Genomic DNA, 20,797 nt, shown 5'->3' on the forward strand with positions numbered 1-20,797 from the left:
GTCGAACCACCAACCCCATCGAACGGAAATCACCGCCGCTCGCCCCACCAACACCGAGGAATGGATGGCCAGCCGCCTGAGGCGACGCGCTTTTTGGTTACTTTTTGTCGCTCGGACAAAAAGTGACCCGCCCAGCAGGGCGGAACCAGGCGCTTAATCCTACGACAACATGGAACCCGCCCTACAACATACCCAACCCAACAAGCAAGCAGCCCCGCCGGCTACACCGGCGAATCAGCCCACGCCCACCAAGAACCACAACCCAACCGCATAGCAACAAGCCAATCACCCCCTCCGCCGCCAGACCTGCCATCGCTCCTGCCCCTGAAACACCGGCAGCGGCGCCGCCGAGGACCGGTCCTCGAGGCGCTCGAAGCCCGGTGCCAGCAGCGCCTCCAGCTCCTCCGCGGGCATCGCGAACGGCGGCCCGCCGCGGTTTTCGCCCAGGTAGAAGTAGCCGGCCAGCAGCCCGCCCGGCGGCAGCAGTTGCGCGACGCGAGCGGCATAGTCAGCCCGCATCGCCGGCGGCAGCGCGCACAGGAAGGCCCGTTCGTAGATCAGTTCGCACGCCTGCTGCGGCGTGAAGGCGAAGAAATCGCCCTGCTGCACCACCGCCCCGGCCGGGCCCAGCGTCCGCCACGCCGACGCCACCGCCTGCGGCGAGAAGTCGATCGCCGTCACCGGCCAGCCGCGCTCGAACAGCCACGCGGCCTCCCAGCCGTTGCCGCAGCCCGGCACCAGGGTCCGGCATAGCGCGCGGCTTTCAATGAACTGCCGGAATTCCTCGGGCACGCCGCCCTGGTCCCAGGGCGTAAAACCCTGTTCAAAACGCTCGTCCCAGAACGCCGGGTCGGCGGCGTTGCGGGTGGCGAAGGTCGGCGCAGGCTTGGTGGTTTCGCTCATGGTCACCTCTAGTATGGGTCGGTCCCGGGGGCGCTACCAGTAGCCGGCCCACCCCAGCACATGCGTCAGCACAATGCCGGCGACAAAACCGCCCACCAGCAGCACCGCGGTGCCGAGCAGCCGGTTGGTGCGGCGCTGCTCCAGCACCAACATCGCCAGCAGCTTGTCCTGCTCGCCATTGCTGGTGAGCGCGCGCCGCTCCAGGAACTGGTGCGCCAGGCGCGGAAAGTCCGGCAGCATCTTGGCCCACAGCGGCGCCTCGACCTTGACCCGCTCCCAGGCGCCCTTCCAGCCCACCTGCTCGTGCATCCAGCGTTCCAGGAAGGGCTTGGCGGTCTTCCACAGATCCAGGTCGGGGTCGAGCTGGCGGCCCAGGCCTTCAATATTGAGCAGCGTCTTCTGCAGCAGCACCAGCTGGGGCTGGATCTCGACATTGAAGCGGCGCGAGGTCTGGAACAGCCGCATCAGCACCATGCCCAGCGAGATTTCCTTCAGCGGCTTGTCGAAGTACGGCTCGCAGCAGGCGCGCACCGCGCTTTCCAGCTCTTCGACGCGGGTGTCGGGCGGGACCCAGCCGGATTCCACGTGCAGCAGGGCCACGCGGTGGTAGTCGCGCCGGAAGAAGGCGATGAAGTTCTGCGCCAGGTAGTTCTTGTCGAACTCGGACAGCGCACCGACGATGCCGAAGTCCAGCGCGATATAGCGGCCGAAGGTCTCGGGCTGGACCGACACCAGGATATTGCCCGGATGCATGTCGGCATGGAAGAAGCCGTCGCGGAACACCTGGGTGAAGAAGATCTCGACGCCCTCTTCCGCCAGCTGGTGCATGTCCACCCCGGCGGCCTTGAGCGACTCGGTGCGCGAGATCGGGATGCCATGCATGCGCTCCATCACGAACACGGTGCTGCTGCACCAGTCCCAGAACACCTCGGGCACCAGCAGCAGGCTGGTGTCGGCAAAGTTGCGGCGCAGCTGGCTGGCGTTGGCCGCCTCGATCATCAGGTCGAGCTCGTCGTGCAGGTATTTGTCGAACTCGGCCACCACCTCGCGCGGCTTCAGGCGCTTGCCGTCGGCCCAGAAGCGCTCCAGCCACGTGGCCATGTCGCGCATCAGCGCCAGGTCGCTGTCGATCACCGGCAGCATGCCCGGGCGCAGCACCTTTACCGCGACCTCGCGGCCGTGGCAGGGGCCGCCCTTGAGCGTGGCGAAGTGCACCTGCGCGATCGACGCGCTGGCCACCGGCTGGTGCTCGAAGGTCTCGAACAGCTGGTCCAGCGGGCGGCCCAGCGCGCGCTCGATGATCTTCACCGCCACCACCGAATCGAAGGGCGGCACCTGGTCCTGCAGCTTGGCGAGTTCGTCGGCGATGTCCGCCGGCATCAGGTCGCGCCGGGTCGACAGCACCTGGCCGAACTTGACGAAGATCGGCCCCAGCCGCGTCAGCGCCAGCCGCAGGCGCTCGCCGCGCGGCATGTCGAGCTTGCGCCCGATGGTGATGACGCGGACCAGGAAGCGGATCCTGCGGCTGCTGAAGCCCGAGAGCACCAGCTCGTCCAGGCCGTAGTAGAGGATGACGAAGAGGATCTTGCCAAGGCGCAGGAGGCGGGTCATTCGGGAGTCTTCACAGGGCCGGGCAGGCAGTCACGTTGGGGGTTGAGGAAATCGGAGCGCGGGCGCAGCCGGCTCAGCGGTGCGGCGACGGCAGCTTGCCGGACTGGGCGGCCGGCGATGGGCCGCCGCGCTCCAGCCGCTCCAGCCGTTTTTCCAGGCGGGCCAGGCTGTCGCGCAGCCGGCCCACGTCGGCGCCGAAGTCGTCCAGCGCGGCGTGGCGCACCAGGGTCGGGTGTTCGTCCAGCAGGTAGTCGGTGACGTTGTCCACCAGGGCACGGCCCACGCGCGTGGCCTGCTCATGGACCTGGCGCGCGCCGTCGACCACGCGCTGCGCCACGCTGTCGCTGACCGGTCCGCCCAGGATGCCGCGCAGCGCGCGCGACAGGTCCTCGGCGGCGTCCCAGCGCAGGTTGCGCGCCAGCGTCGAGACGGTGTTGGCCAGTTCGGCGTCGCCCTCGATGCGCACATGGCGCATGGCGGCGGCCTGGCCGCCCTCGGCCACGTCGGCGGCCACCAGCGGCCACTGCTGCACCGGCACGCGCAGCGTCACCGCGGGCGCCTCGGTCGCGGGCGCCAGTTCCGTGCAGCCGTGTTCGGTCACCTTCAGCGACAGCATGAAGGCGGCGGCATCGAAACGGATCACGCGCCCGGCAAACAGCGCAAGCTGGTTGCGGGCCCACGGCTCCTGCTCAAGCAGGTGGTTCAGCGCCGAGACTGCGGGCGTGGCCAGGGCGGAAGGCAGAGTATTCATGACAGCGCGGTTGGCGGCGGACGGCGACGCCGCGGGTGGCGGCGTGCCAAACAAAAAGGCCCACGCTTTCACGTGGGCCTCCATTCTAAGCTACTCCCCCCGGCGCATCACCCGCCGCGGGGTGCGGCATCAGGACTCTTGCTGGATCCCGGCCAGCAGCCAGCCGCCGGTGCCGCTGGCGGGCTTGGCCAGGTTCCAGACCTCGTTGAACGGCTGGGCCGCCTCGCCGGCGCGCTCGCGGATCATGCCCGAGAAGCGCACGCTGGCGAGATGCTGGGCCGGCGCCGACTCGATCCCGAGCAGCTTGGCTTCGAGCGTGACCACGTCGGTCTTGTTGACCTCGGCGCCGCGTTCGGACAAGTCCATCTTGATCTCGGCGAACATTTCCGGCGTGGTGAATTCGCGGATGTCGTCCAGGTTGCCTGCATCCCACGCGGCCTGCAGGCGCACGAAGTGGACCTTGGCGTTGCGCAGGAAGGCTTCGGTATCGAAGTCGGCCGGCACGCCCCACGGCTGCTGGGCTGCCGCATCGGCGGCCACCGGCGCGGCCGAGGCGGCCGGCATCACCGGGCTCGACGCCGGGGTTGCCGACGGCGTCGGCTGGCTCAGGCTCGGCTCGACGTTGCGGCCCATGTTGCCGATCGGACCCGTGTTGCCGGCGCCGGCATAGGCCGGCTGCTGGCTACGCTGGCTGCCGCCACGGAACTTGCGGATCAGCCAGATCGCGGCGAATGCGACCAGCGCGATCAGGATCAGGTTGGACAGGAAGCCCAGTGCCGCCCCGCCCAGGCCGAAGTGCGACAGCAGCCAGCCGATACCCAGGCCGGCGGCAATGCCGCCCAGCATCCCGCCCCAGTTGCGCTTGGGCGCTGCCGCGGCAGCCGCGCCGGCGGCGCCGGCGGCGCCAGCCGTGGCCGGCGCTGCCTGATTAGGCTGCTGGGCCGGTTGCTGGGTCGGCGAAGCAGGCTGCGGCGCCTGCTGGCGCTGCTGCGTGACCGTCGACGACTGCTTGCCGATGCTGCGCGAACCGCCCATGCGCTTGGCATTGGCGTCGAACACCATCCCGAAGGCAATCGCGGTAATCAGCGACCCAACCAGGAACTTTCCACGAAATGACGACATATTCTGCTATCCCCTGTCAGTTTCACCCCATATGGGGGTGAGGCATGGCGATTTCAATGCTTCTAATACTTGCGTCCGACATGGAGCGCCACCACTCCGGCCGTCAGATTGAAGTATTCGACATTCTCCAGGCCCGCATGTTCCATCAAGCGTACAAGTGAAGCCTGGTCTGGATGCATTCTGATCGATTCCGCGAGATAACGATAGCTCGGGGCATCCCCAGCCACCCGCTCGCCCAGCCAGGGCAGCACCTTGAAAGAATAGACGTCGTAGGCCTTCTCCAGGGGTTTCCACACTTTGGAGAACTCCAGCACCATGACCTTGCCGCCCGGCTTGACCACCCGGCGCATCTCGGCCAGCGCGGCATCCTTGTGCGTCATGTTGCGCAGGCCGAAGGCCACGGTCACCAGGTCGAAGTGGTTGTCGGGGAACGGGATGCGCTCGGCGTCGCACAGGCACACCGGGGTGACGATGCCCTTGTTCAGCAGCCGGTCGCGGCCCACGCGCAGCATCGACTCGTTGATGTCGGTCAGCCAGACCTCGCCGGTCGGGCCGGCCTGCTTCGCGAACGCCTTGGCCAGGTCGCCGGTGCCGCCGGCGATGTCCAGCACCTTGTGACCGGGGCGCACGCCGGCCTGGGCGATGGCGAACATCTTCCAGAGCCGGTGCATGCCGCCCGACATCAGGTCGTTCATCACGTCGTACTTGCTCGCCACCGAATGGAATACGTCGGCAACCTTGTCGGCCTTTTCCGCTTCGTCGACCTTTTCAAACCCGAAGTGGGTTTCACTCATCTTTCAGACTCCAGGGTAATCAGTGCAGCGCAGCTCAGTGATGGCCGCAGCCGTGGCCGCCGGCAGCGCCGGCGGCGGGCATCGGGGTATCGCGGTCGGCGCCGGCGGCTTCCAGGCGCTGCAGGTAGTCGTGCCACAGCGCATCCTGGTTGTCGCCGAGGCGGTACAGCAGGTCCCAGGAATAGATGCCGGTGTCGTGGCCGTCGGTAAAGCGGATCAGGATCGCGTAGTTGCCGACCGGCTCGACCGCGTTGACGCCCACCTCGCGCTTGCCGGTCTGCAGCACTTCCTGCCCAGGACCGTGGCCCTGGACTTCAGCGGACGGCGAATACACGCGCAGCAGCTCGAACGGCAGCCGGAAGCTGCGGCCGTTGTCGAAGCCGATCTCCAGCACGCGGGATTGCGTGTGGACGGTCAGCGCGGTGGGATGGGGGGTGTCTTTTTCCAGGCCTGCCATGATGATCGCGACCCGGTTAGGGGCGCTCCTGATGGGGTGATTGCCGCGCGACAGCGCCGATGCGGCACCGCATCACGCCTCGCATACGACCCGATAGCTTACCCCAGGCAAGCCGGCTTGCGCAGCCCGGGCCGCTTCCCCGTCCTGCGGCACGTAGCGCAGGCGCTTGCCGTGGAAGGCCGCCACGGTGCTGCGGTGGGCAATGCTGATGATCGCCGCCCGCGGCAGCGACTCCACCATCAGCCGGTACATCGCGCCCTCGGTTTCCTCGTCGAGCGCGCTGGTGGCTTCGTCCAGGAACAGGTAGTCGGGCTTCTGCAGCAGCGCGCGCGCAAAGGCCAGGCGCTGCTGTTCGCCCGGCGACAGCCGTAGCGACCAGTTGTCGAACACGTCGAGCTGGTCCGCCAGCGCGGCCAGTCGCGCCTGGCGCAGCGTCTCCTGCAGGACTTCCGTGCTGTGCTCGGTGCCGGCATCCGGATAGGCCAGCGCATCGGCCAGCGTGCCGATCGGCAGGTAGCTGCGCTGCGGCAGGAACAGCATGCGCGCGCCTTCGGGCATGGTCACGGTGCCGCTGCCATACGGCCAGATCCCTGCCAGCGCGCGGAACAGCACGCTCTTGCCGCAGCCCGACGGGCCGCTGACCAGCCAGCGCTCGCCCGGCGCCACCGACAGCGAGAACGGCGAAACCAGCGGCCGCTGGCCCACCGCCGCGCTGCGCGCGGCGCGTACCGGCAGCGCCAGCGCCAGGCCGTTGACGGTGATGCCGCCCTGAGGCTGGCCCGTGTGTGCCACTTCGATATCACGCGCGCCGTGCAGCGACTCGTCCTGGCGCTCGGCCACGCGGATCGCTTCCTGGAAGTCGATCAGGCGGTTGGTCGCCGCCTTCCAGCCCACCAGCGTGGCGTAGCTGTCGACAAACCACGACAGCGCGCCCTGCACCTGGCCGAAGGCTGAACTGGTCTGCATCAGCCCGCCCAGCGTCATCTTGCCGGCAAAGTAGCGCGGCGCCGCCACCAGGATCGGGAAGATGATGGCGAACTGGGCATAGCCGGAACTGACGAAGGTCAGCCGCCGCGTATAGCGCATCAGCTGGTTCCAGTTGGCGCGGATGCGGTCGAAGCGCGCGCGCAGCCCGGCCTGCTCGGTGGGCTCGCCGCGGTACAGCGCCACCGGCTCGCTGTTCTCCCGCAGGCGCACCAGCGTGAAACGGAAGTCTGCTTCGTACTGTTCCTGCTGGAAGTTCAGGCCGATCAGCGGGCGGCCGACCACGTGCGCCACCAGCGAGCCGATCACCGCGTAGCCCGCCGCGAACCACACCATGTAGCCGGGGATGGTCCATTCAGTGCCGCCCAGCGCAAAGCTGATCGGGCCGGACACGGTCCACAGGATGCCGACGAAGGACAGCAGCGTCACCACGGAATTGAGCAGGCCCAGCGACAGCGACAGCGCGCCATCGGTGAACTGGCGCAGGTCATCGGAGATCCGCTGGTCGGGGTTGTCGGTGGCGTGGGTCTGCTCGATACGGTAGTAGGCCTGGTGCCCGAGCCAGTGGCCCATGAAGCGGCCGGTCATCCAGGTACGCCAGCGCATCTGCAGCATCATGGTGTAGTACTGGCGCGAGATCGCCGCGACGATAAAGAACGCGGCAATCCACGAGAACCGCACCAGCAGCACCTTGAACGAGGCGTAGTCGCGTTGCTCCAGCGCGTTATAGAACACGCGGTTCCACTCATTGAGCAGCACGTTGATATAGACGATGCCCAGGTTGAGCACCACCACCAGGGCCAGCAGGCCCAGCCCGGCAAGGCGGTCGTCGGATTTCCAGTAAGGCTTGATCAGCGCCCAGGTGGCGCTCATGCGCAGCCGGCTCTGGATCTTGAGGGCTCGGGCCGGAACGGCCGGGCCCGGGACGGTGACGGAAGTCGGAGTGGAGGACATAGCGGCAGCGCTTGGCCCGTCAGCGGATGCCGGCCGGGCTTGTTGTTCTGGATACCGTGGCGGCAGGCCACGGTGGCAACAGCATTCAGACGGTCAGGGGCAGGCGCGGGTTCCGCGTGCCTGGTTCGCGCCCCTCAGGCGTCGCCGGCTTCGAGCAGCGCAAGCGCCGTGCGCAGCGCCGGCAGCCGGCTGGCCAGCTCCTGCACGCGCACGGTATCCGCCGCGCGCTGCGGCGCGGCCCAGATGGCCTCGGGGAAATGCGTGTCCCAGCGGTAGCGCGGAATGATATGCCAGTGCAGGTGCGGCACCATGTTACCGAGGGCAGCCAGGTTGACCTTGTCCGGCGTCATCACCTCGCGCACCACCCGCTCCACGCGCGCCACCAGCCGCATCAGCCAGGCCTGGTCGGCCTCGTCCAGGTCGCTAAGCTCGGCCACGTGGTCGTTCCAGACGATGCGGCAGAAGCCCGGGAAACGGTCATGCTCGACCAGGATCAGCCGGGCGCGGTCGCCCATCCAGACCAGTTCGCCGCCGTCGGTCTCGCAGAGCGGGCAATGGGGAGCGCGCGTCATGACGTTGGCTTACACCAGCACCCGCTCGATGCCGCCGGCATTGGCCTTGGCCACGTACTCCGGCATCCAGTTCTCGCCCAGCAAATGCTTGGCCATCTCGATGACGATGTAGTCCGCCTGCACCGAGGCATCTTCCTTGTAGCGCGACAGCCCCTGCAGGCACGACGGGCAGCTGGTCAGGATCTTGACGTCCCCGGTGAAGCCGTCGGCGCGCAGCTTGTCGGCACCCTTCGTCATTTCCTCTTCCTTGCGGAAGCGGACCTGGGTCGAGATATCCGGGCGGGTCACCGCCAGCGTGCCCGACTCGCCGCAGCAGCGCTCGTTCTTCTCGATCTTGCCCAGGCCGGTGTTGCCGCCCATCAGGTCGTTGACCAGCTTGGTCGGGTCCATGGTCTTGATCGGGGTGTGGCAGGGGTCGTGGTACATGTAGCGCGTACCGGTCACGCCTTCCAGCTTCACGCCCTTCTCGAGCAGGTACTCGTGGATATCGATAATGCGGCAGCCCGGGAAGATCTTGTCGAATTCATACCCTGCGAGCTGGTCATAGCACGTGCCGCAGCTGACCACCACGGTCTTGATGTCGAGGTAGTTCAGCGTGTTGGCCACGCGGTGGAACAGCACCCGGTTGTCGGTGACGATCTTCTCGGCCTTGTCATACTGGCCGTTGCCGCGCTGCGGATAGCCGCAGCACAGGTAGCCCGGCGGCAGCACGGTCTGCACGCCGACGTGCCACAGCATCGCCTGCGTGGCCAGCCCGACCTGCGAGAACAGCCGCTCCGAGCCGCAGCCCGGGAAGTAGAACACCGCTTCCGTTTCCGGCGTGGTCGCCTTCGGGTCGCGGATGATCGGCACGATCTCGTTGTCTTCGATATCGAGCAGCGCGCGCGCGGTCTTCTTGGGCAGGTTGCCCGGCATCTTCTTGTTGATGAAGTGGATCACCTGCTCGCGCACCGGCGGCTTGCCCACGGTGGCGGGCGGATGCGCGGTCTGCTTCTTCGCAAACTTCTTCAGCACCTCGTTGCCCAGGCGCTGCGCCTTGTAGCCCCAGTCGATCATGACCTTGCGGGTCAGGTTGATGGTCTCGGGGTTGGTGGCGTTCAGGAAGAACATCGACGCCGCGGTGCCGGGATTGAACTTCTTCTGCCCCATCTTGCGCAGCAGGTTGCGCATGTTCATCGACACGTCGCCGAAGTCGATCTTGACCGGGCACGGCGTCACGCACTTGTGGCACACCGTGCAGTGGTCGGCCACGTCGGAGAACTCGTCCCAGTGCTTGATCGACACGCCGCGGCGGGTCTGCTCTTCATACAGGAAGGCCTCGACCAGCAGCGAAGTCGCCAGGATCTTGTTGCGCGGGCTGTACAGCAGATTGGCGCGCGGCACGTGGGTGGCGCACACCGGCTTGCACTTGCCGCAGCGCAGGCAGTCCTTGACGCTCTCGGCAATCGCGCCGATATCGCTCTGCTGCATGATGATCGACTCATGCCCCATCAGGCCGAACGACGGCGTGTAGGCATTGCGCAGGTCGGCGCCGGGCAAGAGCTTGCCCTTGTTGAAGCGGCCCTGCGGGTCAACTTTCTGCTTGTAGGTGCGGAAGTCGCCGATCTCTTCCTCGGTGAGGAATTCCAGCTTGGTGATGCCGATGCCGTGCTCGCCCGAGATCACGCCGTCGAGCGAACGCGCCAGGTCCATGATGCGGGCCACCGCGCGGTGCGCGTCCTGCAGCATGTCGTAGTCGTCGGAGTTGACCGGGATGTTGGTGTGCACATTGCCGTCGCCGGCGTGCATGTGCAGCGCCACGAAGACGCGGCCGCGCAACACCTGCTTGTGGATCTTCTGCGCCTCGTCCAGGATCGGCTTGAATTCGCCGCCGTTGAAGATCTTGCGCAGCTCGGCGCGGACCTCGGTCTTCCAGGACACGCGGATGGTGCGGTCCTGCAGCAGGTGGAACACGGTGGCGTCCGGCTGCTGCGCCAGGCGCGCGTCGAACTCCTGGCCGAGCAGCCCCAGGCCATGCCCGATCAGCGAGGCCTTGGCCTGCGCCAGCGGCACGTCCATGTGGCCCTGCAGGTAGCGCCAGCGCGCGCGGATCTCGCGCAGCAGCGTCAGCGCGTGCTGCACGCGGTCTTCCAGCAACTCGGCGCTGGGGATCTCGTTGGCGTCGTCGCTACGGCCCAGCGGCAGGTTGCCGCGCGCAAAGAACGCTTCCAGCGTGTCGACCAGCTTGAGCTTGCTCTTGATCGACAGCTCGATATTGATGCGCTCGATGCCGTCGGTGTACTCGCCCATGCGGTTCAGCGGGATCACCACGTCTTCGTTGATCTTGAAGGCGTTGGTGTGCTTCGCAATGGCAGCGGTGCGCGAACGGTCCAGCCAGAACTTCTTGCGGGCCTCGGGGCTGACGGCGATAAAGCCTTCGCCGCTCTTGCCGTTGGCCATGCGGATCACTTCCGAGGTGGCGCGCGCCACGGCGTCTTCATCGTCGCCGACGATATCGCCGATCAGCACCATCTTCGGGAAGGCGTTGCGCTTGCTCTTGGTGGCATAACCCACCGCGCGCAGGTAGCGCTCGTCCAGGTGCTCCAGGCCGGCCAGGATGGCGCCGCCGGGCTTCTTGGTCTCGGCGTCGAGGAAGTCCTTGATCTCGACGATGCTCGGAATCGCGTCGCGTGCCTGGCCGAAGAATTCCAGGCACACCGTGCGGATGAACTTCGGCATGCGGTGCAGGATCCAGCGCGCGCTGGTGATGATGCCGTCGCAGCCTTCCTTCTGCACGCCGGGCAGGCCCGCCAGGAACTTGTCGGTGACGTCCTTGCCCAGGCCTTCCTTGCGGAACTTGCGGCCTTCGATCGCCAGGGTCTCGGTGCGCAGCACCTTCTCGCCCGGGGCGCGGTTACCGTCGGACCACTTCAGTTCGAAGGTGGCCACCGGCACATCGTGGATCTTGCCCAGGTTGTGGTCCAGCCGGGTGATTTCCAGCCAGTTGCCTTCCGGGTCCACCATGCGCCACCAGGCCAGGTTGTCCAGCGCGGTGCCCCACAGCACGGCCTTCTTGCCGCCGGCGTTCATGGCCACGTTGCCGCCGATGCACGAGGCATCGATCGAGGTCGGGTCGACCGCGAACACCAGGCCGGCCTTGTCGGCCGCATCGGCCACGCGGCGCGTCACCACGCCGGCGCCCGAGAAAATGGTCGCGACCTTGCGCGACACGCCGGGCAGGTCGGTTTCCTCGACCTGCCCGAGCTCCTCCAGCTTCTCGGTGTTGATCACCGCGCTCATCGGCGTCAGCGGCACGGCGCCGCCGGTATAGCCGGTGCCGCCCCCGCGCGGGATGATGGTCAGGCCGAGTTCGAAGCAGCCCTTGACCAGGCCGGCGATCTCTTCCTCGGTATCCGGCGTCAGCACCACGAACGGGTACTCCACGCGCCAGTCGGTGGCGTCGGTCACGTGCGAGACGCGCGACAGGCCGTCGAACTTGATGTTGTCCTTCTGCGTGACCCGGCCCAGCACGCGCTGGGCGCGCTTGCGCAGGTCGTAGGCGGCGGCGAACTCGTTCTTGAAGTCCTCGATCGCCTGCTTGGCGAACACCACCAGCTGCTCCACGCGGTGCGAGCGGTCCTCGGCGGCGGGCTCGGCGTGCTCGGCACGGTCGGCGGCGCGGCGCTTCTCGATCTCGCTCAGGCGGTGGTGCAGCGCGGTCACCAGCATCTGGCGGCGCTTGGGATTTTCCAGCAGGTCGTCCTGCAGGTAGGGATTGCGGCGGACCACCCAGATATCGCCCAGCACCTCGTACAGCATGCGGGCCGAGCGGCCGGTGCGGCGCTCGCTGCGCAGCTCGTCCAGGATGCGCCAGGCTTCCTCGCCGAGCAGGCGGATGACAATCTCGCGGTCCGAGAAGGACGTGTAGTTATAGGGAATTTCACGCAGGCGCGGCGGGGCGTCCTGCGCGGCGAGCTTGGCGTCGAGCACGAGTGGGGCGTTCATTGGGGGACCGCTTCCTGCTGCGCACGGGGACTGTGCGCGAATCGTTCATTAAAGCGCGATTGTACTGCAAGGCCCGGTTTCGCCGCACCGCAACATCGAGGAATCCTTGTTGGAACAAGGGATTAGGCGACATTTCGGCCTGGCAACGGCGCCCCACGGCGGTGCCGGCAGCGCACCGGGTCAGAACCAGGCCTTGAACATTTGCGCAATGTTGTGCCAAAAGCTGTCCGGGATCCACAGCAGGCTGGCGGTCATGAACAGGTAGCGCAGGAACTTGCCGACCGCCATCCAGGCCAGGCTGGGCCAGAACGGAAGGCGCAGCCAGCCGGCTAAAGTGCACAACGGATCACCAATGCCAGGCAACCACGAGACCAGCAGCGTGGGCGGCCCGAGCCGGCGCATCCAGCGGAAGTACCGGGCATCAAGCTTGGGCTTGGGCGGCTTGCGCGCGTGCTCGCGGTGCGCCTCGTGCTCGGCTTCGTGCTCGCGCGCCCGGCGCCGCCTGTGGTAGCGCACCAGCGCCAGCTTGGCGGCGTAGCCCAGCCACCAGTCGATAGCGCCGCCGACCGTGTTGCCAGCGGTGGCCACGATGATCGCCGGCCAGAACATTTCCGGATTGAGCTTGACGTAGCCGAACACCGCCGGCTCCGAGCCCAGCGGCAGCAGCGTGGCCGAGACCAGGCTGACGATAAAGATGGCAGGCAGCCCCACCTTCGGCAGGGCAAGGGTCTCGAACAGCCAGGCGAAAAAAGCTTCCATGTCAGCGGGTTCGCAAGCGCACGCATGGCGCGCGGCCATTCTAGCAGCGCGGCCCGCCCCCCTTTCGGGTTGCGGGCAATCCACATGGCAGGGGCGCAGGTTTTGTGATTAACTGTTAGAGCCTGTCGCGGCCGATCGTTCGCCGACCGCAGGGAATATCGCACCCTCAGCACCCATATCACGAAATAGCCGTATCAAGCGGCAGTACCGCGCAGTGGCCAGTCCCGCGCAGTGACCTTTCGGGAAGTTGGCCATGCGCGTCCACCCACATGGAGACAAGCATGGCGATCCCTATCCGCCTGACGGTCAACGGCAAGTCCGTTGACGCGCAGGTAGAACCCAACACCCTCCTGGTCCAGTTCCTGCGCGAACAGCTGCGCCTGACCGGCACCCACGTCGGCTGCGACACCGCGCAGTGCGGCGCCTGCACGGTCCACCTGGATGGCCGGGCGGTCAAGTCGTGCAATATCCTCGCGGTCCAGGCCGACGGCGGCGCCGTGACCACCATCGAAGGCCTGGCCGGCGACAGGATCGGCAACGGGCTGCATCCGATGCAGGAAGCCTTCCGCGAATGCCACGGCCTGCAATGCGGCTTCTGCACGCCCGGCATGGTGATGAGCGCCACCGCGCTGGTGCAGGAACACCCGGGCGCAGATGCCGCCACCATCCGCGCGCACCTGGAAGGCAACCTGTGCCGCTGCACGGGGTACCACAATATCGTGCGCGCGGTGCAGCAGGGCCAGGCAGCCATGCAGGGCACCGCCGCCAGCGCGGAATAAGGGGGACCGGCCATGAACGCACCCGAAAGCCAGCGCCTGGTGGGCGCACCCGTCAAGCGCAAGGAAGACTATCGCTTCCTGACCGGCAACGGCCAGTACACCGACGACATCGTGCTGCCGCAGCAGAGCTACGCGTTCTTCCTGCGCTCGCCGCACGCGCATGCGCGCATCCGCTCGATCGACAAGACCGAGGCCCAGGCCTCGCCCGGCGTGATCGCCGTGCTGACCGGCGACGAGCTGGCGGCCGACAAAGTGGGCGGCCTGCCCTGCGGCTGGCTGATCCACAGCATCGACGGCTCGCCGATGAAGGAGCCGCCGCACCCCGTGATTGCCCACGACAAGGTGCGCCACGTCGGCGACCAGGTCGCGCTGGTCATCGCCGAGACCCTGCAGCAGGCGCGCGACGCCGCCGAGAAGATCGACGTCGACTATGAAGAGCTGCCCGCCGTAGTCAGCGCCGCCGATGCCGCCAAGGCTGCCACGCTGGTGCACGACGACGTGCCGGCCAACACCTGCTACACCTGGGGCCACGGCGACAAGGCCGCCACCGACGCCGCCTTCGCCAGGGCCGCGCACGTGACTACGCTGGAGATCGTCAACAACCGGCTGATCCCCAACGCGATCGAGCCGCGCGCGGTCAATGCCAGCTACACGCGCCAGGACGACAGCTATACCGTCTACGTGGCCAACCAGAATCCGCACGTCGAACGCCTGCTGATGGGCGCGTTCGTGCTGGGGCTGCCCGAATCGCGCCTGCGCATCATCGCGCCGGACGTGGGCGGCGGCTTCGGCTCCAAGATCTTCCTGTACCCGGAAGACGTGGCGCTGACCTGGGCCTCGAAGAAGATCGGCCGCCCGGTCAAGTGGACCGCCGACCGGTCCGAGTCCTTCCTGACCGATGCGCACGGGCGTGATCACGTGACCAAGGCGGAGCTGGCGCTCGACGCCGACGGCAAGTTCCTGGCGATGCGGGTGCATACCACCGCCAATATGGGGGCCTACCTGTCGACCTTTGCCAGCAGCGTGCCCACCATCCTGTACGCGACCCTGCTGGCCGGCCAGTACGCCACGCCCGCCATCTACGCCGAAGTGCAGTCGGTCTTCACCAACACCGCGCCGGTGGACGCCTACCGCGGCGCCGGCCGGCCCGAGGCCACCTACGTGGTCGAGCGCCTGGTCGAAACCGCCGCGCACGAGATGAAGATCGACCCGGCCGAGCTGCGCCGCAAGAACTTCATCCGCCAGTTCCCCTACGCCACGCCGGTGGGCCTGACCTACGACACCGGTGACTACGAGCCGTGCCTGGCGCGCGCGCAGGAGCTGGCCGACGTCAAGGGCTTCCCGGCCCGGCGCGACGAGGCGAAGCAGCGCGGCAAGCTGCGCGGCCTGGGCTATTCCTGCTACATCGAGGCCTGCGGGCTCGCGCCGTCGAATATCGCCGGCGCGCTGGGCGCGCGCGCGGGGCTGTTCGAGGTGGGCGAGATCCGCGTGCACCCGACCGGCACCGTGACCGTGTTCACCGGCTCGCACAGCCATGGCCAGGGGCACGAGACCACCTTCGCACAGGTGGTGGCCGACCGGCTCGGGCTGCAGCTGGACCAGGTCGAGATCGTGCACGGCGACACCGGCCGGGTGCCGTTCGGCATGGGCACCTATGGCTCGCGCTCGCTGGCGGTGGGCGGCTCGGCCATCGTCAAGGCGCTCGACAAGATCGAGGCCAAGGCCAAGAAGATCGCTGCGCACCTGCTCGAAGCCGCCGACACCGACATCGAGTTCAGCAACGGCGTGTTCCGCCTGGCCGGCACCGACCGCACCAAGACCTTCGGCGAGGTTGCGCTGACCGCCTACGTGCCGCACAACTATCCGCTCGACAAGCTGGAGCCGGGCCTGAACGAAAACGCGTTCTACGACCCGACCAACTTCACCTACCCGTCCGGCGCCTATGTGTGCGAAGTGGAGGTCGATCCCGATACCGGCGAGTCGCAGGTGGTCAAGTTCACCGCGGTGGACGACTTCGGCAACATCATCAATCCGATGATCGTCGAAGGCCAGGTGCATGGCGGCATCGGCCAGGGGCTGGGTCAGGCGATGCTGGAGCAGTGCGTCTACGATAACGACAGCGGCCAGTTGCTGACCGGCTCGTACATGGACTACGCCATGCCGCGCGCGGGCGACCTGCCCGACTTCACCGTCGAGACCGCCGCCGGCACGCCCTGCACCCACAACCCGCTGGGCGTGAAGGGTTGCGGCGAGGCCGGCGCGATCGGCTCGCCGCCGGCGTTCATCAACGCGCTGGTGGATGCGCTGAGCCCGCTGGGCGTGAAGGACATCCAGATGCCCGCCACGCCGCACCGGGTCTGGCAGGCCATCCAGGCCGCCCGGCCGTGATCGACGCACACCGCAAAGGAAACCGACATGTACGCATTCAATTTTGAACGCGCCGCGGATGCCAAGGCGGCCGTGGCCACGCTCAAGGCCGATCCCGATGCCAAGTTCCTCGGCGGCGGCCAGAGCCTGCTGGCCGCGATGAAGCTGCGGCTGGCACAGCCCTCGGTGCTGGTCGATGTGGTGCGCATTCCCGGCATGGCCGAGATCCGCGTCGAAGGCAATGAGATCGTGGTCGGCGCCGCCGCGCGCCATGCCGACGTGGCCGAGAACGCCGAGGTGCGCCGGCGCATCCCGGCGCTGGCGGCACTGGCCGGCGGCATCGGCGACCGCCAGGTGCGCGCGATGGGCACCATCGGCGGCGCACTGGCCAATGACGATCCCGCTGCCGACTATCCAGCGGGCGTGCTGGGGCTGGGCGCGACCGTGGTCACCGACCGCCGCACCATTGCAGCGGACGACTTCTTCAAGGGCCTCTATGAAACCGCGCTGGAACCGGACGAACTGATCACCGCGGTGCGCTTCCCGATCCCGGACCAGGCTGCCTATGCCAAGTTCCCTAACCCGGCCTCGCGCTTTGCGCTGGTGGGCGTGATGGTGGCGCGTACCGGCAACACGGTGCGCGTGGCGGTGACGGGCGCGGCCGACAGCGTGTTCCGCTGCCAGCCGCTGGAGCAGGCGCTGTCGGGCAGTTTCACGGCGCAGGCGGCGCGCGGGGTGAAGGTGGATGCGTCAACGCTGAACGCCGACCTGCATGCGTCGACGGAATACCGGGCGCATCTGATCCCGGTGCTGGCGGCGCGGGCGGTGGAGACGGCGGCGAAGGGGTAGCGCGAGTTTCACCTCAACCCATTGTGGTCTCCCCTCTCCCGCACGGCGGGAGAGGGGTCGGGGGAGAGGGCCAGCGCTTGAATCAAGCGTTATTGCGCGCGAACCTCCTGCCCTCTCCCCCTGCCCCTCTCCCGCAAGCGGGAGAGGGGAGCAAACCGCCGGCACCCTTTCCGCGTCGGCACAAAAGAATGCTCATGCTGCCCACCTCCATCGACGACACCATCGCCCAGCTCGAACGCCAGCAATACTTCGCCGACCGCGAGACCGCCACGGTGCTCTATCTCGCCATGCGCATGCAGCGGCCGCTGTTCCTGGAAGGCGAGCCCGGCGTCGGCAAGACCGCCATGGCGCATGCGATGGCGGGGGTGCTCGGCACGCGGCTGCTGCGGCTGCAATGCTATGAAGGACTGGATGCCGCCAGCGCGCTGTACGAATGGGACTACCCGCGCCAGATCATGGCGCTGCGCCTGGCCGAGGCGCGCGGCGAGCGGCCCGAGGCGCAGTCGCTGTACCACGACGACTTCCTGCTCAAGCGCCCGCTGCTGGAAGCGCTGCTGCCCGACCCCGCGGCGCCCGACGTGCCGCGCGTGCTGCTGATCGACGAGATCGACCGCGCCGACGAGCCGTTCGAAGCCTTTCTGCTGGAAATACTGTCCGAATTCCAGGTATCGATCCCCGAGATCGGCGTGATCCGCGCCGAGCGCCCGCCGCTGATCGTGATTACCTCCAACCGCACGCGCGAAGTGCACGACGCGCTCAAGCGCCGCTGCCTGTACCAGTGGATGGGCTACCCCGCGCGCGACCGCGAACTGCAGATCGTGGCCGCGCGCGCACCCGAGGCCGCCGCCGCGCTGCAGACCCAGGCGATCGACTTTATCCACCGGCTGCGCGGCATCGACCTGTTCAAGGCGCCCGGCATCGCCGAGGCCATCGACTGGTGCCGCGCGCTGTCGGCACTGGGCGCGACCGAGCTCGATCCGCAGTCCGTGCGCGACACGCTGGGCGTGCTGCTCAAGTACCAGGACGACCTGGCGCGCGTGGACGGCCCCACCGTGGCCGAACTGCTGGCGGGTGCCGCGCCGGGAGGCTGAAAGTGGCCACTCTGCACGCCGCTGTACGACCTGCCCCACCGGCGCTGCCGGTGCTGGCGCGCAACGTCACGCACTTCATGCGGCTGTTGCGCGACGGCGGCTTCGCGCTGTCGCCGGCCCATGCGGTCGATGCCTTGCACGCGCTGCGCCATGTCGATATCGGCCAGCGCGACGAGGTGCGTGCCGCGCTGGCGGCGCTGGTGCTGTCCGGCCCCGACCAGCGCCCGCTGTTCGATGCCGCCTTCGACCTGTTCTGGCGCGACCCCGACTGGGAGGGCAAGCTGCGCGCGCTGCTGCTGCCGCGCGTCGATAGCGGGGCCCCGCCGCCGAAGCGCAGCAACCGGCTGGCCGATGCGTTGGCTGCGCGCCAGCCCGAGCCGCCGTCGCGCCCGGCACAGGGTGAGGCCGAGCGCATCCACGTGCCGCTGACGTTTTCCGACCAGGAGCAGCTGGCACAGCGCGACTTCGAGACCCTGACCGCGCAGGAATGGCGCGCGCTGCAGCACCTGGTGCGCACGCGCCGCGCCCACCTGGCCATGCAGCGCACCCGCCGCCTGCGCGCCGCCACCTGCGGCACCCATGCCGACCTGCGCGCCAGCGCGCGCCTGGCGGTGCGCCAGCATGGCGAGTGGCTGCGCTGGAAGTTCCGCAAGCACGCCGAGCGCAAGCCGCCGGTGGTGCTGCTGCTCGACATCTCCGGCTCGATGAGCCAGTACTCGCGCGCGGTGCTGTACTTCTGCCATGCGCTGATGCAGTCGCGCGAGCGGCTGTCGGTGTTCCTGTTCGGCACGCGGCTGACCAACATCACCCGCTCGATGCGCGAACGCGACCCGGACGAGGCCGTCGCGGTGATCACCGGCCAAGTGCGCGACTGGGCCGGCGGCACCCGCATCGGCGCCGCGCTGGCGAGCTTCAACCGCCACTGGGCGCGGCGCACGCTGTCCGGGCGCGCCACCGTGCTGCTGGTCACCGACGGGCTGGACCACGAGCAGATCGACCTGCTGGGCGACGAGATGGCGCGCCTGCGCCGCTTTGCGCACCGCATCGTCTGGCTCAACCCGCTGCTGCGCTACCCCGGCTTCACCCCGCAGGCGCGTGGCGTGCAAGCCATCCTGCCGCACGTCGACGCGCTGCGCTCCGCCCACAACCTGGACAGCCTGCTGGCGCTCGAGACGCTGCTGTCCGACCACGGCGGCCCGCCCCGGGCCACCACCCCTGCCCTCGCCACGCATCACAAGGAAGCCCCGCCATGGAAATGAACCAGAGCCAGCGCCTGCCGGTCCCGCAGCAGGTGGCATGGGAAGCGCTCAACGACACCGAGCTGCTCAAGCAATGCATCCCCGGATGTGAGAGTATCGAGCCCGACGGCGACAACGCCTACCTGCTGGCCCTGACGGCCGCGGTGGGCCCGGTCAAGGCGCGCTTCAAGGGCCGCATGGCGCTGGAAGACATCCAGGCCCCCGACAGCTACACCATCCGTTTCGACGGCCAGGGTGGCGCCGCCGGGTTCGGCAAGGGCACCGCCCGCGTCCGGCTCGAGCCCGACGGCGACGAGACTGTGCTGAGCTACACCGTCGACGCCCACGTGGGCGGCAAGCTCGCGCAGATCGGCTCGCGGCTGGTGGATGCCGCGGCGCGCAAGATGGCCGACACCTTCTTTGCGCGCTTCACCGAGGCATTGACGCCGGACAATACAGAAACGCCAGCGGCCGAGGGCGCCCCCGCCGCAGCCGCCGGCGACAATGAACCGACAGAGGAACCGAAGCGGAAACGATCATGGACAGCGTGGATCTCGAAGTCCTGAAGAACAGCGTGCAGTGGCAGCAGCAAGGCCATCGCGTGCTGCTGGTCACGGTAGTGCGGACCTGGGGCTCGTCGCCCCGGCCCGAAGGCGCGATGCTGGCCGTGCGCGACGACGGCCTGGTGGTGGGCTCGGTCTCGGGCGGCTGCATCGAGGACGACATCATCGACCGCGTGCGCCGGCAAGGCATCACCGCCGACCACCCGGAAGCGATCAAGTACGGCATCAGCGCCGAGGAAGCCCACCGCTTCGGGCTGCCGTGCGGCGGCACCATCGAACTGGTCACCGAACCGCTGACCCCGGCCAGCGGCATTGCCGAACTGCTCGACGCCGTGGAAAACGGCCGCCTGGTCGCGCGTACGCTGGACATGGCCACCGGCACCGCCACGCTGGGTCCGGCCAACGCCACCGACGGCCTGGTCTTCGACGGCAAGATGCTGCTGACCATCCACGGCCCGCGCTACCGCATGCTGGTGATCGGCGCCGGCCAGCTGTCCAAGTACCTGTGCCAGATCGCCGTGGGCCTGGGCTTCCAGGTCACCGTATGCGACCCGCGCGAGGAATACACCGAGACCTGGGACATCCCCGGCGTGACCATGGTGCGCACCATGCCGGACGACACCGTCACCGAGATGAAGCTGGACGAGCGCTGCGCAGTGATCGCGCTCACGCACGACCCCAAGCTCGATGACCTGGCATTGATGGAAGCGCTGCGCACCCGGGCCTTCTATGTGGGCGCGCTGGGTTCGCGCCGCAACAACCAGGCGCGCCGCGAACGGCTCAAGGAATTCGACCTGACCGAGCTGCAGCTGGCGCGGCTGCATGGCCCCGTGGGCATCTACATCGGCAGCCGCACGCCGCCGGAGATTGCCATCTCGATCCTGGCCGAGGTGATCGCCGCCAGGAACCACGTATCGCTGCCCGACATCCTGCAGGTGGAAGGCGCCAAGGCCGCGCGCGAGATGGCTGCCAGCACCGGCAGCGGCTGCGACGTCGCCCCCGACCCCACCTGACGACTT

At 68.0% G+C, this 20,797-nt stretch carries 17 protein-coding genes; 7 read left to right on the forward strand and 10 right to left on the reverse strand.

The window, feature by feature from the left end; all coding sequences use genetic code 11:
- Positions 1–285: 285 nt before the first annotated feature.
- The 10 genes from DN412_RS04095 to DN412_RS04140 form a co-directional block, all read right to left on the reverse strand.
- Complete coding sequence (locus DN412_RS04095) at positions 286–903, reverse strand: methyltransferase domain-containing protein (RefSeq protein ID WP_115013347.1); 618 nt, start codon at positions 901–903, stop codon at positions 286–288.
- 33 nt (positions 904–936) lie between these two features.
- A complete protein-coding gene (gene ubiB, locus DN412_RS04100) occupies positions 937–2,514 on the reverse strand; it encodes a ubiquinone biosynthesis regulatory protein kinase UbiB (protein ID WP_115013348.1) in 1,578 nt (525 codons plus the stop codon).
- A 73-nt stretch (positions 2,515–2,587) separates the two neighbouring features.
- Positions 2,588–3,265: a ubiquinone biosynthesis accessory factor UbiJ gene (locus tag DN412_RS04105; protein ID WP_115013461.1), complete on the reverse strand. Its 678-nt coding sequence runs from the start codon at positions 3,263–3,265 to the stop codon at positions 2,588–2,590.
- Positions 3,266–3,394: 129 nt separating this feature from the next.
- Entirely contained in the window at positions 3,395–4,387 is a 993-nt protein-coding gene (locus DN412_RS04110; RefSeq protein WP_115013349.1) for a Tim44 domain-containing protein, read from the reverse strand.
- 62 nt (positions 4,388–4,449) lie between these two features.
- Positions 4,450–5,181 carry a bifunctional demethylmenaquinone methyltransferase/2-methoxy-6-polyprenyl-1,4-benzoquinol methylase UbiE gene (ubiE, locus tag DN412_RS04115; RefSeq protein WP_115013350.1) on the reverse strand — a complete coding sequence of 244 codons (732 nt, stop codon included), beginning with the start codon at positions 5,179–5,181 and terminating at the stop codon, positions 4,450–4,452.
- A 34-nt stretch (positions 5,182–5,215) separates the two neighbouring features.
- Positions 5,216–5,638 (reverse strand): gamma-butyrobetaine hydroxylase family protein, encoded by a 423-nt coding sequence (locus DN412_RS04120; protein ID WP_078195253.1) that lies wholly within the window; start codon positions 5,636–5,638, stop codon positions 5,216–5,218.
- Positions 5,639–5,710: 72 nt separating this feature from the next.
- Positions 5,711–7,576, reverse strand: a complete 1,866-nt coding sequence (locus DN412_RS04125) for an ABC transporter ATP-binding protein/permease (RefSeq protein WP_115013351.1) — start codon at positions 7,574–7,576, stop codon at positions 5,711–5,713.
- Between the two features lie 134 nt (positions 7,577–7,710).
- Positions 7,711–8,148, reverse strand: a complete 438-nt coding sequence (locus DN412_RS04130) for an HIT family protein (RefSeq protein ID WP_115013352.1) — start codon at positions 8,146–8,148, stop codon at positions 7,711–7,713.
- Positions 8,149–8,157: 9 nt separating this feature from the next.
- Positions 8,158–12,132 (reverse strand): DUF3683 domain-containing protein, encoded by a 3,975-nt coding sequence (locus DN412_RS04135; RefSeq protein ID WP_115013353.1) that lies wholly within the window; start codon positions 12,130–12,132, stop codon positions 8,158–8,160.
- A gap of 180 nt (positions 12,133–12,312) precedes the next feature.
- Positions 12,313–12,891: a YqaA family protein gene (locus tag DN412_RS04140; protein WP_115013354.1), complete on the reverse strand. Its 579-nt coding sequence runs from the start codon at positions 12,889–12,891 to the stop codon at positions 12,313–12,315.
- A gap of 281 nt (positions 12,892–13,172) precedes the next feature.
- On the opposite strand from DN412_RS04140, the gene DN412_RS04145 reads away from it, so the two are divergent.
- The 7 genes from DN412_RS04145 (at position 13,173) to DN412_RS04175 (ending at position 20,791) form a co-directional block, all read left to right on the forward strand.
- Positions 13,173–13,670 (forward strand): (2Fe-2S)-binding protein, encoded by a 498-nt coding sequence (locus DN412_RS04145; RefSeq protein WP_115013355.1) that lies wholly within the window; start codon positions 13,173–13,175, stop codon positions 13,668–13,670.
- Between the two features lie 12 nt (positions 13,671–13,682).
- Positions 13,683–16,058, forward strand: a complete 2,376-nt coding sequence (locus DN412_RS04150) for a xanthine dehydrogenase family protein molybdopterin-binding subunit (protein ID WP_115013356.1) — start codon at positions 13,683–13,685, stop codon at positions 16,056–16,058.
- A gap of 27 nt (positions 16,059–16,085) precedes the next feature.
- Entirely contained in the window at positions 16,086–16,886 is an 801-nt protein-coding gene (locus tag DN412_RS04155) for an FAD binding domain-containing protein (protein WP_115013357.1), read from the forward strand.
- Between the two features lie 194 nt (positions 16,887–17,080).
- Entirely contained in the window at positions 17,081–17,977 is an 897-nt protein-coding gene (locus DN412_RS04160) for an AAA family ATPase (protein WP_078195245.1), read from the forward strand.
- 2 nt (positions 17,978–17,979) lie between these two features.
- Positions 17,980–19,236, forward strand: coding sequence for a vWA domain-containing protein (locus DN412_RS04165; RefSeq protein ID WP_115013358.1), 1,257 nt, complete (start codon positions 17,980–17,982; stop codon positions 19,234–19,236).
- Complete coding sequence (locus DN412_RS04170) at positions 19,227–19,781, forward strand: SRPBCC family protein (protein WP_078195243.1); 555 nt, start codon at positions 19,227–19,229, stop codon at positions 19,779–19,781. Before DN412_RS04165 ends, DN412_RS04170 begins: the two co-directional genes overlap by 10 nt.
- Positions 19,754–20,791 (forward strand): XdhC family protein, encoded by a 1,038-nt coding sequence (locus DN412_RS04175; protein WP_115013359.1) that lies wholly within the window; start codon positions 19,754–19,756, stop codon positions 20,789–20,791. Before DN412_RS04170 ends, DN412_RS04175 begins: the two co-directional genes overlap by 28 nt.
- The last annotated feature ends 6 nt before the right edge of the window (positions 20,792–20,797 follow it).

The organism is Cupriavidus lacunae (assembly GCF_003353055.1).
GTDB classification, from domain to species: Bacteria; Pseudomonadota; Gammaproteobacteria; order Burkholderiales; family Burkholderiaceae; genus Cupriavidus; species Cupriavidus lacunae.